We start from the raw sequence: 12,787 nt of genomic DNA on the forward strand, positions 1-12,787 counted from the left end.
GATAAATGTTGTTTAGAACACTCTAAGAAACAATGGAGGCGCTATGTCGTTGGATTTGCGGAAAACGAGTATGGCCAGGTTGGTCGCCCTCAATCACGAATATCACTATTACAGCCTGCCGCAATTGGCGGCAGTGCTGGGGGATATCGATCGATTACCTAAATCACTGAAAGTGTTGTTAGAAAATTTGCTACGCCATTTGGACGGTGAGCAGGTTCAGGAGGATGACCTTAAAGCCATTGTGGCGTGGCAACAGACCGGCCATGCGGACAAAGAGATCGCTTATCGGCCCGCCCGTGTCTTAATGCAAGACTTTACCGGTGTACCGGCTGTGGTGGATTTGGCCGCGATGCGGGAGGCGGTAAAACGTCTTGGGGGGAATGTTGCGCAGGTTAACCCACTGTCGCCGGTTGATCTGGTTATCGACCACTCAGTGACTGTCGATGAGTTTGGTGATAAAGCCGCCTTTGGTGAAAACGTCCGCTTAGAAATGGAACGTAACCACGAACGCTATACTTTCCTGCGCTGGGGGCAAAAAGCCTTTAGCCGCTTCCGTGTGGTGCCACCGGGCACCGGGATTTGTCATCAGGTGAATCTGGAGTATCTGGGGCAAACCGTCTGGCATGAAGAGCAGGGCGGCAAGCAGATTGCTTATCCCGATACCTTAGTCGGAACCGACTCGCACACCACCATGATTAACGGCTTGGGGATTCTAGGTTGGGGGGTTGGCGGCATTGAGGCCGAAGCGGCGATGCTGGGGCAGCCGGTATCTATGCTTATCCCCGATGTGGTTGGTTTTAAAATGACCGGCAAAATGCGTGAAGGGATTACCGCCACTGACTTGGTATTGACGGTGACCCAAATGCTGAGAAAACACGGTGTGGTCGGCAAATTTGTTGAGTTTTACGGTGATGGTTTGGCGGATTTGCCGTTAGCGGATCGTGCCACTATCGCCAACATGGCACCGGAATACGGTGCGACTTGCGGTTTCTTCCCGGTTGATGACGTCACTCTGAGCTACATGCGCTTAAGTGGCCGTAGCGACGAACAAATAGCACTGGTGGAAACCTACAGTAAAGCGCAAGGATTATGGCGTCATCCAGGAGATGAGCCAGTGTTTACCAGCCAATTATCATTGGAGCTGAGTACAGTAGAATCCAGTCTGGCTGGGCCTAAACGCCCGCAGGACAGAGTCGCCTTAGCGAAAGTGCCTTTGGCGTTTAATGCGTTTGAAGAGTTGGAAGTCAACAGTAAAAAAGACAAAGTTAGCCAAGTCTCTTTCGCTCTGGAAGGTAAAACCCACGAGTTGGAACAGGGCGCTGTCGTCATCGCGGCTATTACCTCATGTACCAATACCTCTAACCCCAGTGTATTGATGGCGGCGGGATTACTCGCCAAGAAAGCCACAGAGAAGGGGCTTAAAACTCAGCCATGGGTAAAAACCTCTCTGGCTCCCGGTTCCAAAGTGGTGACTGAGTATCTTAAGGCCGCGGGGTTAACCTCTTATCTGGATCATTTGGGGTTCAACCTGGTGGGCTACGGCTGTACCACCTGCATAGGCAACTCAGGCCCATTGCCACAACCTATTGAAAATGCCATCAAAGAAGGGGATTTAACTGTCGGTGCGGTGCTTTCCGGTAACCGCAACTTTGAAGGGCGCATTCATCCGTTGGTGAAAACCAACTGGTTAGCCTCGCCGCCGCTGGTGGTTGCCTATGCTTTAGCGGGGAATATGAATGTCAATTTGACGCAAGATTCATTGGGCAACGATCCTGAGGGTAATCCGGTCTATCTGAAAGATATTTGGCCGACCGGGCTTGAAATCGCCAAAGCCGTTGAAGAGGTGAAAACGGACATGTTCCGCAAGGAGTATTCCGCGGTGTTTGATGGCGATGAAGAGTGGCAGGCAATTCAAGTTGATAGTACGCCCACCTATGACTGGCAGAGTGATTCCACCTACATCCGTTTGCCGCCTTTCTTCAGTGATATGAAAGCGTTACCGGAACCTGTTCAGGATATCCATCATGCCCGTATTTTGGCAATTTTGGCTGATTCAGTGACTACTGACCACATTTCACCGGCCGGTAATATCAAGCTGGACAGCCCGGCAGGCCGTTATCTGCGAGATCGCGGGGTTGAGATTAAGGAATTCAACTCCTACGGCTCGCGCCGGGGTAACCATGAAGTCATGATGCGCGGAACCTTTGCCAATATCCGCATTCGTAATGAAATGGTGCCCGGTGTTGAAGGGGGGATTACCCGGCATATTCCATCGCAAAATCAGATGGCTATCTATGATGCGGCTATGCGTTACCAGCAGGATAATGTGCCATTAGCAGTCATTGCCGGTAAGGAATATGGATCAGGCTCAAGTCGCGACTGGGCCGCTAAAGGGCCGCGTTTGTTGGGGGTTCGCGTTGTGATTGCGGAATCTTTCGAACGTATTCACCGCTCTAATTTAATCGGGATGGGCATTCTGCCACTGGAGTTCCCGGCTGGGGTAGATCGTAAAACATTGGGTCTGACTGGCGATGAATCTATTAGTGTCAGTGGGTTACAAGGTTTATCTCCGGGGCAAACTGTTCCGATAACACTCACCTATGCCGACGGGCGGCAACAAAAGGTTGATACCCGCTGTCGCATAGATACTGGCAATGAATTGGTTTATTTCGAAAATGGCGGCATTTTGCATTATGTGATCCGCAAAATGTTGTAATAGACGCATGTTTTCGTGACAGTGTCACTATTAAATTCAGTGATTAAAAAGGGGGGTTGTGAGACCTCCCTTATTGTTTGTGTTAGCCCAAACACTTTGTATCAGCAGTCAGAATCAAGATGATTATTTGGTCAACAAATGGCCCATTTTAGCCGCTTTTGTTGCCATATAATGCTCGTTCTTCGGATTTTGTCCGACAATCAAAGGGACTCGTTCGACGATATTGATCCCCGCTTCAGAGAGAATTTCAACTTTCTTCGGGTTGTTGGTTAGCAAACGTACAGCTTTAATGTCCAATAACTTGTACATATCAGAACACAGTGTGAAATCGCGCTCGTCGGTAGCAAAACCCAGTTGATGATTGGCTTCAACGGTATCGGCCCCCAAGTCCTGTAAGGCATAGGCTCGAATTTTATTCAGCAAACCAATATTACGACCTTCCTGACGATGATAAATCAGCACACCACGGCCCTCTTCGGCAATATGTGCCAATGCAGCTTCTAACTGGAAACCACAATCACAACGCAGGCTAAACAGGGCATCACCTGTCAGACATTCAGAATGAACACGCGAGAGCACCGGCTCATCACCGCTGATATCGCCAAAGATTAATGCCAGATGGTCATGACCAGTGGCTAACTCTTCAAAACCTACCATCAGAAAATCACCCCAAGGAGTCGGTAATTTAGCTTCTGCTACACGTTTTAGCTGCATCTTATTGTTCATATTATAACTTCATACCCTTAGGAAGGTTGTCGCATACCCTACCGTGAATGCCTGTTTTAACCTTATACCTCGATATTTTGCGATATAAAGGTTAAATAAAAAATTTTCTGCGATCATTATTAGCTATATTGCCATAACTTTTGATGCCCTGCTGTTCAACAAAGCAGCGATAAGGCCAGCATGAATGGTTGTTTAAGATTTATTTCGCTAGTGACAAAAAAATTTTGTATGTTATCAATGGTTAGAGAGACTTATATTATATAGATATAGCGCTTATATAAAACGTGCTATCACCACGGGTAATATGTTGTGGATATTGCCAGAAAGAAGGGCAACAGATGTGGAATATAACAAAACGAATTACGGTGGGATCAGTTATTTTACTGTTGCCAACATTTATTATTTGGCTCTCTGGTTGGCAGTGGCAGCCGGGTGGTCGTGAAAGCGCGTTAAAAACGCTTTTTTGGGTGACAGAGACGGTGACTGCGCCGTGGGGCATCATCACCAGTGTGCTCCTTAGTGGCTGGTTTTTGTGGTGCCTGCGTTTTCGGCTCAAACCCGCTATCGGACTCTTGGCACTCCTGGGCGTGGTTATTGTGTTGGGGCAGGGGGTGAAATCGCTGATTAAAGAACATGTGCAGGAACCACGGCCATTTGTGGTGTGGCTTGAAGCTGAACATCATATTGATAATCGCTTTTTCTATTCTTTACCCCGCACCGAGCGCAGCGAATTGGTTAAACAGCAATTGCAGAACCAATCTATCATTCCAGCATGGTTGAGTCGCCACTGGCAATTTGAAACGGGTTTTGCTTTCCCTTCCGGCCATACTGTTTTTGCCGCCAGTTGGGCATTATTGGCGGTTGGGTTGTTATGGCCCCGCCGACATTATAAAACGGTTACTTTATTGATGCTTTGGGCGCAGGGGGTGATGATGAGCCGCTTGGTCTTAGGGATGCATTGGCCTGGTGATTTAATGGCGGCCACCATTATTAGCGGTCTATTGGTTGCTATTGTCTGTAGTCTGGTGCAGCGATGGTTCGGCCCATTAAATATTCCACCGCAAGAACAGCAGGAGATTGAACAACGCAAGCATGGGGAAAATTAAGCGAACAATTATTTTTCGCAGTTCCGTATTTGCCGTTAAATTGCTTAAAATCATCTCTATTAAGCATAGGTTTGCGCTTTATCTTGGGGCAGGGTTTCTTTGCTGGGTAAGGAAGTGTTAATTTATTGAGTATGGACGCCACATTTTTGGCATAATTCATCAGGTTGATTCGGCCTTTAGGAAAAAACGTGAAATATTTGCTGATTTTTTTGTTAGTACTCGTGGTTTTTGTGATATCAATCACGTTAGGAGCAAATAACGATCAGGTCGTTACTTTCAATTATTTATTGGCTCAGGGTGAATATCGCGTATCTACCTTATTAGCGGCACTTTTTGCAGCGGGTTTGGTGCTGGGATGGATTATTTGTGGGCTTTTTTATCTGCGGATTCGGATTTTATTAGGCCGCGCCGAGCGGAAAATTAAACGTCTTGAATCGCAGCAAGAGCTATCGATTGAATCCAGCGCGGCGGTATCTGCACCTGCTGTCAGCAAGGAATAATTTTCTATGTTAGAAATGCTGTTTCTGCTGTTACCGGTCGCTGCCGCCTATGGTTGGTATATGGGGCGAAGAAGTGCTCAGCAGGATAAACAGCAGGATGCTAACCGCCTGTCGCGTGAATATGTGGCCGGGGTTAACTTTCTTCTCTCAAACCAGCAAGACAAAGCGGTTGATCTGTTTCTTGAAATGCTGAAAGAAGACAGTTCAACTGTTGAAGCACATCTGACGTTAGGCAATTTGTTCCGCTCCCGGGGTGAAGTCGACCGTGCAATCCGCATCCATCAGGCCTTGATGGAAAGCGCCGCCCTGACATTTGAACAGCGCTTGCTGGCTGTCCAGCAACTGGGGCGCGATTATATGGCTGCGGGGTTATATGACAGAGCCGAGGATATGTTCAACCAATTGGTTGAGGAGAAAGACTTCCGGCTGGGTGCATTACAACAGTTATTGGTGATCCATCAGGCTACCAGTGATTGGAACAATGCCATTGAAGTGGCAGAAAAGCTGGTCAAGATGGGCAAAGATAATCAGCGGTTGGAAATTGCGCATTTTTATTGCGAATTGGCGCTACAAGCCATGGGCAGTGATGATCTTGATAAGGCCATGAGCCTGTTGAAAAAAGCAGCTTCCGCCGATAAACGGTGCGCCAGAGTCTCCATCATGCAAGGTCGGGTCTATTTGGCCAAGGGTGAATATGCCAAAGGCGTAGAGGCACTGGAGCAGGTGTTAGAGCAAGATAAAGAAGTGGTCAGCGAAGCATTGCCGATGCTGAGTGAATGCTACCAACACCTACAGCAACCCCAAGCATGGGCTAATTTTCTTAAACGCTGTGTTGAAGATAATACCGGCGCGACGGCCGAGTTAATGTTGGCAGAGATTCTCGAGCAGCATGAAGGCCGAGATGTGGCACAAACGTATATTAATCGCCAGTTACAGCGTCATCCAACCATGCGTGTTTTCTATCGTTTGATGGATTATCACCTTGCCGATGCTGAAGAAGGGCGGGCCAAAGAGAGTTTGCTGTTATTGCGCGATATGGTTGGGGAGCAAATCCGTACCAAGCCGCGTTATCGCTGCCACAAGTGTGGTTTTACCGCACATTCGCTCTACTGGCATTGCCCATCTTGCCGTGCATGGGCATCGGTTAAGCCCATCAGAGGGTTAGATGGGCAATAAGCGCTTAGAGAGTCATTCCCTCCTCAGACTTGCGCGACGCCACCGTCGACACAAAGTTCAGCGCCGGTAGTGAAGCTGCTTTCGTCGCTTGCCAGAAACAGGGCAGCGGCGGCAACCTCTTCCGGCCTCCCGAGGCGGCCTAGTGGAATGAGGCGGGTCAGCGAGTCACGGATTTCGTCGCTGACGTCGGCCATCATCGCCGTGTCGGTCGGGCCGGGGCTGACGACATTGACACGGATCCCCTTAGGAGCCAGTTCATTAGCCCATGTCCGGGTAAATGAGCGCACGGCGGCTTTGCTCGCGCTATAAACGCCATAACCCTTTGTTCCCAAAGTATCGGCGATTGAGCCGACCAGAACAATGGTTCCACCTGTTGACATAAGCTCAATAGCCCCTTGCGCCGCGAACAGTAGGGCTTTGACGTTCAGCCCGAAGGTTCGGTCGAATAAATCCTCACTGATACTACCCAACATGCTGAACTCGGAAATACCGGCATTGAGTACCAGCACATCAATTTGCCCTTGTTCCTCACGAATTCTGGAAAATACCTGCGTTAAATCCGAGAGGCGTCCAGCATCGGCATAGACAGGGATAATACGGCCGCCCCTCGTCTCTGGAGCGACATCAGGGGCAGTCTCGGCCAGCGCGCGGCTGGTGGCGTAAGTCACAGCGCCTTCGGCGGCGAAGCGGGTTGAGATAGCCCCACCAATGCCGCCATTACCGCCGATAACCACAGCAATCTTTTTTGCTAGCTTATTCATATAAAACTCCTATCGATGAGATGGAGTTGATGATATATGCTATATATCTACGGTCAATTACGCACTTTATATATATAAGGTATCGGGAAGTATATCTATGGCAAGCCAAGATGAAGCATCATCAGCCTTACCCATGACACTAGATCGGGTCATTGACGAGGCGTTAATCGATGTTCACAGCACGCGGCCAATTCTGGATCAGATTGCGAATAAATGGTCGGTGCTGATCCTGACAGTTCTATGCAACAAACCGTCACGCTTCAATGAAATCATGCGGCGGCTCAATGGCATAACACATAAGGCGCTGGCAGATGCACTCAAGCGCCTGGAGCGCAATGGGCTGATACGGAGAGAGGTATTGGCAAACACTACGCCAGTCGGCGTTGAGTATACGATAACGCCCCTCGGGCAGTCGCTACAGCAACCTTTTGCTGCATTATATGATTGGGCGCTAACCTACGGCTCTGAATTAAAACAAGCTCAAGAGGAATATGATCGCATCCGGTCTTAATCATGGAGTGAATGACAGCGCTGACTGAGCAGGGGATAAATCTCCGTTTTTCGCGGTCTCGAATAAATCGGAAAGTATCGGGTGAATAGGATCACCCGATGAATAGGCTGTATATGATAATAAAGTGACTTACTTTTTCTTCGGCGGTGCTTTAACACCATCTTTTAGCAATTGGCGCAATTTCTTCAATTCTTTCTGGCTCAATGGCTGTTCTGACACTTCTTCCACACCTTGATTATCAATCTCGCTGTGATGCAATTTGGCCTCTTTACGGCTGCTTTTGCTACTTTTAACCTCAACCTCAAAACTTTGCTCTAATCTTTCGCAAACTTCAGTGCTGAGAGAAAATTGCTTTTCTAAGGCGGCAGCTTTGATTTTTTCTTTTAATTCCAGAGGGATTTTAATGGTTAAGGTAGATATTTCGCTCATCATATAACCTTCAACTTAAGGGAAAATACCAAGCTAAGCGAGGGAAGCGAAACTGTCTAGGGGATAACACCGCTGTCACAAAAAATTCACAATTGCTGATGGCGAAAATACCCCATTAATTGGCAAATAACACCTTTGAGACTGATACATAACGGTAAATGCAAGGCCATTTTGCGCTGGCACGGCCAGATATTGACCTTTGCCACACCGGTATTTGTGATGGCACACTTTCCGCTCTCAACCATTATCGGTATTGGCGTGACGCTATTGGGGTATTGGTTCGGCGTTCTGGGGCTGGTCGGTGGCGCAATCGCACATTTGATCCTTACCTCCGGCGCACAAAGCAGGGCCAGACGCTGGGAGAAGTTGAGTTCGTTCAAGTGATAGGGAAAAATTTTTGGTTAGATGGAGGAAATGTGGTGGAGATAACATTTCCCCCAGTCACTTAGCGGTAAATGACCGCGGTACCGTGCAGTTTGTTATTGCCGGTCGCAGAGGTGATCAGATACGAGGTTGCACCGGCTTCATCTGCTTTTTTCGCCAGTGTATTCTCTAATTCAGTCAATGTACCGGCATTACTGGCTGAGATTGTACCAATCTCATTCAATCCAGTTGAGGGAGCATGCTGGATTTGTGTTGCAGCAACACTGGCAAAGGATGCGAAAGAAAGGGCCAAAGCAGGGATAATATATTTAATATTTTTCATGTAAAACTCCAGTTACTTATTTACCATTTAAATAATAAATCATTATTTAAATCATTGGTTAGACAATCATTGTCTGGCGATGGAGTGCATGATACCGCATGGATTTTTAAATGAAACTCCAAAATACTGAGCTGAATAATCAAATATATTGATTGAGAATTTACGCTTCTTGAAACTATTTTACTCAACTGCGGGTATGGGGAATTTGTCTGCTTTACCTAAATTGACCCACCCAATCAAAGCCTGACAAACAGACGGCAAACCTCGGATGCCCCGATTACTGTAATTTCTGTGAGACACCCTGTAGAATATGGGCGTTACCAGTATTTATTGACTGAAAAATAATGACTGACTGAAAAAGGCTTGAAAATGACGTCTGCAACTAAAACTAATAACAGTGGCTCAATATCTTCCCCGATTGTTGTCGCACTGGATTATGCCAATAAAGACGCGGCGCTAGCCTTTGCTGATCGTGTTAACCCGCGAGATTGCCGGTTAAAGGTGGGCAAAGAGATGTTTACCTTATATGGCCCACAATTGGTGCGTGATCTGCATCACCGCGGTTTTGAAGTATTTCTTGATTTGAAATTCCACGATATTCCTAACACCACCGCCCATGCTGTCGCGGCGGCAGCGGAACTCGGCGTGTGGATGGTGAATGTCCATGCCAGCGGCGGGGCGCGTATGATGACCGCGGCAAAAGAGGCTTTATTACCCTACGGGCCGCAAGCGCCGTTATTGATTGCCGTGACCGTGCTCACTAGCATGGATGGCGAAGATTTACGTGATATTGGCATTAACATCACCCCTGCTGAACAGGCTGAGCGGTTGGCGAAATTGACGTGGGATTGCGGTTTAGACGGCGTGGTGTGCTCTGCCCATGAAGCGGTACGGCTAAAACAGGTGTGTGGTGAGGATTTCAAACTGGTCACTCCGGGGATCCGCCCAGAAGGCAGTGATGCTGGTGATCAGCGCCGTATTATGACACCGCCACAAGCCGTGGTAGCAGGGGTGGATTATATGGTGATAGGGCGTCCGATCACCCAATCTCCTGATCCTGAAAAAGCCCTGGCGGATATTCTGGCATCCCTGCCTAAGGGGGCAAAATGAGTCATGATAATAGCCGCTTAGTCTATTCAACTGATTCTGGCCGTATCACTGAACCCGAGATAAAACCGCAGCGCCCTAAGGGCGATGGCATTGTTCGCATCCAGCGCCAAACCAGTGGTCGTAAAGGAAAGGGCGTGTGTCTGATTACCGGTATTGATGGCAGTGATGAGATGCTGGAAAAATTGGCGGCAGAATTGAAGAAAAAGTGCGGCTGTGGCGGCGCGATAAAAGACGGCATCATTGAAATTCAAGGGGATAAGCGCGATCTGCTCAAGCAATTACTCGAAGCCAAAGGGATGAAAGTCAAACTGGCGGGTGGATGAGAATAATGGTTGGTTTCAAGAATAAAAGAAATTACCCGAATAGTTTCTAGAATAAAAAATATCCAAAGTAATTAGAGCTGTAGCTAGGCGGCAAACGAATAACTCCCCGATGAGCTGACACCCGTCAGTGATTCGGGGGCATGAGAGCCGCCAACAACGCTACAGTTTCAAGTACGAAGGATAAAATTATTTGCCGACCTGATGGCCAATAACGCCACCCACAGCAGCGCCGCCTAACGTCCCTAATGTACTGCCTGTCAAGACTGCACCGCCAACAGCACCGGCACCGGCACCAATCGCGGTGTTACGGTCACGTTTGGACATGTTAGAGCAGGCGGATAGAGATAAAGCCAGAGTGAGTGCCAGTGCGGCAGTAGCAAATCGTTTATTGATTATCATCATAATAATTCTCCAGACAGTGGCTAAATGCGGATTGAGCAGGTTATTGACCTTCAACTTACAGATTTTCAACTTATACGCCCTGAACTATCCGTATCAAAATGAACTTGCCTAACTAAGTATAGGCATTGTATTCATTTTAGCCGCGATCTTATTCGGTTAGTGGTTAGAATAAAAAGCGGCGTTTGAGTTTAATTTCAGGATTAATGCTGAAAACTTGTTTTGTCACCAATAGAAACTAGTATAAATATCCGAGAATCATTTAGTAGGTAAATAGTCCTAATTTAACCGCAAGGGGGAGGAATTAAGGATTATCTTAAGAGAAAGACCAAATTTAACGTCTGGTCGCGGCTCAACAAAGCTTGGCTGCATGGGCGTACATCTCTCATACTGTGCTTTCTAGCCGATCTGCACGCAGTTTATAGCTATTTATGCCATACCGATTCTCTCCTGTGGCGCTGAAAATGAGATAAATTCAGTTATTCAGGATATGACAATGCTCAACGAACTGAAGCAACAGGTGCTTGCCGCTAATTTGGCGTTGCCGCGCCATAATCTGGTCACTTTCACCTGGGGAAATGTCAGTGCCGTTGACCGGCACCGTGGGCTTCTGGTGATTAAACCTTCGGGCGTAGAATATGATGTCATGACGGTTGACGACATGGTGGTCGTGGAGTTGGACAGCGGCAAAGTGGTGGAGGGCAGTAAGAAACCCTCGTCGGATACCGATACTCACCGGGTGCTTTACCTTAATTTCCCACAAATCGGCGGCATTGTTCACACCCATTCACGCCATGCCACCATCTGGGCGCAAGCCGGTTTGGATTTACCCGCCTGGGGCACCACTCATGCGGATTATTTCTATGGCACTATTCCCTGTACCCGCTTGATGACCCCGGAAGAGATTGCTGGCCGTTATGAGTGGGAGACCGGTAATGTCATCGTCGACACTTTCCAACAGCGGGGTATTAAGCCAGAAGATGTCCCCGCCGTTTTAGTGAATTCGCACGGGCCATTCGCCTGGGGTAGCAGTGCTGATAATGCGGTACACAATGCGGTGGTGTTAGAAGAATTGGCTTATATGGGGCTTTTCTCTCGCCAGTTGAACCCACAGTTGGCGGATATGCAGCCGCAATTGTTGGATAAACATTACCTGCGCAAACACGGGAAAAACGCCTATTACGGGCAATAATGGGCGTTTGGCCGCCGCCCGTGTTTAATCTTGCACGGGTTTTTCCAACCACAATATGGCGTCACTGATATCGAGCATTTTTGCTTCGATTTGCGTGATGGCGTCATTGATTCCCTGATTGTAAAAATGCGCACCCAACTCACGACTGATGAATTGCAGTAAAAACTCTGTGTCAAAATCTTCCAACTCAATATTGTGTTCTTGCTCCAGATAACGCTGAAGTTTGTAGGTCATCCGCTGCGTTTGCTCGCGGGTAAAAGTAATGTCTGCCATGGGTATAGCTCCGATTAGGGCGGTTTGATAATGATAACTCAGTAATTACTCGCCCAATATGTCGACTTGAATTCCTTGGGCGGTCAACTGCTGTTGATAGCTCGCGGGCAGGCGATTATCGGTAATCACTCTGCTGATAACGGAGTCCGTGGTCAGCAAGTTTTGATGTACCTGGCCAAATTTTGAGGCATCCGCCAGGATGATATTTTCAGCGCCTTTTGCCAGTACACTGTTAATTACATCGGCGCGTAACATGTCACGCCCGGTGAATCCGCGGTCTATCTGATAGCCGTCAATGCCGATGAATGCCTTACTGAAATTAACATGACGCAAACACAGTTGTGTCAGTGGGCCGACCATGCTGTCACTTTTCTTCTGATAAATCCCCCCCAATAGAATGACTTCACAGGCGGAGTCTTTTAATTGCCGGGCAATATAGCCGCTGACTGTCACCAGCGTGATACCGGGCCGTTTGGCTAACTGATGAGCCAATAGGGCGTTGCTGCTGCCGCTTTCAATAAATATTGTCTCGCCATCATTGACCAGCGAGGCGGCATGATTGGCCAGTTTTTGCTTCATAGAAAAATGGCGCATCATGCGAACATCAATATCATCACTTTCAAGGGCAACAGCAGAGCCATGCACGCGCTTGAGCAAGCCGCGTTTTTCTAGCAGGTTGAGATCGTGCCGAATAGTCACTTCCGATACCAAGGTAGCTTGCGACAATTCGCTGACGCTAACCCGCTTGCGGTCATTCACTTGCTGTAAAATTGTTTGCTGTCTTAGGTTCATCATCGGTCAGCCAAATAAATAAACTTTCGTTTGAAGTGTAATTCACTTTCGAATGAAAGATGTTTGA

Annotated in this window: 16 protein-coding genes; 9 read left to right on the forward strand and 7 right to left on the reverse strand. The window is 47.9% G+C overall.

All coding sequences use genetic code 11. From position 1 onward, the window contains the following. Positions 1–43: 43 nt before the first annotated feature. Positions 44–2,716 (forward strand): aconitate hydratase AcnA, encoded by a 2,673-nt coding sequence (gene acnA / locus DX162_RS16140; RefSeq protein ID WP_032819943.1) that lies wholly within the window; start codon positions 44–46, stop codon positions 2,714–2,716. Positions 2,717–2,839: 123 nt separating this feature from the next. Here acnA and ribA read toward each other — a convergent pair whose 3' ends face one another. Further along, positions 2,840–3,430, reverse strand: coding sequence for a GTP cyclohydrolase II (gene ribA, locus DX162_RS16145; protein WP_004390849.1), 591 nt, complete (start codon positions 3,428–3,430; stop codon positions 2,840–2,842). 350 nt (positions 3,431–3,780) lie between these two features. Here ribA and pgpB point away from each other — a divergent pair, with 350 nt between their 5' ends. From pgpB to lapB, 3 genes are all read left to right on the forward strand, one after another. Next, positions 3,781–4,548, forward strand: a complete 768-nt coding sequence (gene pgpB / locus DX162_RS16150) for a phosphatidylglycerophosphatase B (protein ID WP_004390848.1) — start codon at positions 3,781–3,783, stop codon at positions 4,546–4,548. 188 nt (positions 4,549–4,736) lie between these two features. Further along, complete coding sequence (locus DX162_RS16155) at positions 4,737–5,048, forward strand: LapA family protein (RefSeq protein WP_032819942.1); 312 nt, start codon at positions 4,737–4,739, stop codon at positions 5,046–5,048. Between the two features lie 6 nt (positions 5,049–5,054). Beyond that, positions 5,055–6,224, forward strand: a complete 1,170-nt coding sequence (gene lapB, locus DX162_RS16160; RefSeq protein ID WP_004390846.1) for a lipopolysaccharide assembly protein LapB — start codon at positions 5,055–5,057, stop codon at positions 6,222–6,224. A 23-nt stretch (positions 6,225–6,247) separates the two neighbouring features. Here the strand turns inward: lapB and DX162_RS16165 are convergent, their stop codons facing one another. Continuing rightward, positions 6,248–6,985, reverse strand: a complete 738-nt coding sequence (locus DX162_RS16165; RefSeq protein ID WP_004390844.1) for an SDR family NAD(P)-dependent oxidoreductase — start codon at positions 6,983–6,985, stop codon at positions 6,248–6,250. Between the two features lie 133 nt (positions 6,986–7,118). Between DX162_RS16165 and DX162_RS16170 the strand changes: the two genes are divergently transcribed. Next, positions 7,119–7,496: a winged helix-turn-helix transcriptional regulator gene (locus DX162_RS16170; RefSeq protein WP_050413810.1), complete on the forward strand. Its 378-nt coding sequence runs from the start codon at positions 7,119–7,121 to the stop codon at positions 7,494–7,496. Positions 7,497–7,625: 129 nt separating this feature from the next. Here DX162_RS16170 and DX162_RS16175 read toward each other — a convergent pair whose 3' ends face one another. Next, positions 7,626–7,925, reverse strand: coding sequence for a hypothetical protein (locus tag DX162_RS16175; protein ID WP_032819941.1), 300 nt, complete (start codon positions 7,923–7,925; stop codon positions 7,626–7,628). Between the two features lie 135 nt (positions 7,926–8,060). Here DX162_RS16175 and DX162_RS16180 point away from each other — a divergent pair, with 135 nt between their 5' ends. After that, the gene (locus DX162_RS16180) at positions 8,061–8,309 is read left to right on the forward strand and encodes a hypothetical protein (RefSeq protein WP_127446271.1); all 249 of its coding nucleotides are present in this window, start codon (positions 8,061–8,063) and stop codon (positions 8,307–8,309) included. A gap of 61 nt (positions 8,310–8,370) precedes the next feature. Here DX162_RS16180 and bhsA read toward each other — a convergent pair whose 3' ends face one another. After that, a complete protein-coding gene (gene bhsA / locus DX162_RS16185; RefSeq protein WP_004390839.1) occupies positions 8,371–8,631 on the reverse strand; it encodes a multiple stress resistance protein BhsA in 261 nt (86 codons plus the stop codon). 369 nt (positions 8,632–9,000) lie between these two features. Here bhsA and pyrF point away from each other — a divergent pair, with 369 nt between their 5' ends. Both pyrF and yciH read left to right on the forward strand, forming a co-directional pair. Further along, on the forward strand, positions 9,001–9,741 hold the full coding sequence (gene pyrF / locus DX162_RS16190; RefSeq protein WP_004390837.1) for an orotidine-5'-phosphate decarboxylase: 741 nt from the start codon (positions 9,001–9,003) through the stop codon (positions 9,739–9,741). After that, on the forward strand, positions 9,738–10,064 hold the full coding sequence (gene yciH / locus DX162_RS16195) for a stress response translation initiation inhibitor YciH (RefSeq protein ID WP_032819939.1): 327 nt from the start codon (positions 9,738–9,740) through the stop codon (positions 10,062–10,064). The genes pyrF and yciH overlap by 4 nt, the downstream gene beginning before the upstream one ends. Before the next feature lie 186 nt (positions 10,065–10,250). On the opposite strand, the gene osmB is transcribed toward yciH, so the two are convergent. After that, the gene (gene osmB, locus DX162_RS16200; protein ID WP_032819938.1) at positions 10,251–10,466 is read right to left on the reverse strand and encodes an osmotically-inducible lipoprotein OsmB; all 216 of its coding nucleotides are present in this window, start codon (positions 10,464–10,466) and stop codon (positions 10,251–10,253) included. A 493-nt stretch (positions 10,467–10,959) separates the two neighbouring features. Here osmB and araD point away from each other — a divergent pair, with 493 nt between their 5' ends. After that, positions 10,960–11,655, forward strand: a complete 696-nt coding sequence (araD, locus tag DX162_RS16205) for an L-ribulose-5-phosphate 4-epimerase (protein WP_004390833.1) — start codon at positions 10,960–10,962, stop codon at positions 11,653–11,655. A 24-nt stretch (positions 11,656–11,679) separates the two neighbouring features. Here the strand turns inward: araD and DX162_RS16210 are convergent, their stop codons facing one another. Next, the gene (locus tag DX162_RS16210; protein ID WP_004390832.1) at positions 11,680–11,928 is read right to left on the reverse strand and encodes a DUF2164 domain-containing protein; all 249 of its coding nucleotides are present in this window, start codon (positions 11,926–11,928) and stop codon (positions 11,680–11,682) included. Positions 11,929–11,973: 45 nt separating this feature from the next. Continuing rightward, positions 11,974–12,720 carry a DeoR/GlpR family DNA-binding transcription regulator gene (locus DX162_RS16215; protein WP_032819968.1) on the reverse strand — a complete coding sequence of 249 codons (747 nt, stop codon included), beginning with the start codon at positions 12,718–12,720 and terminating at the stop codon, positions 11,974–11,976. Positions 12,721–12,787 lie beyond the last annotated feature (67 nt).

The organism is Yersinia kristensenii (genome assembly GCF_900460525.1).
GTDB classification, from domain to species: domain Bacteria; phylum Pseudomonadota; class Gammaproteobacteria; order Enterobacterales; family Enterobacteriaceae; genus Yersinia; species Yersinia kristensenii.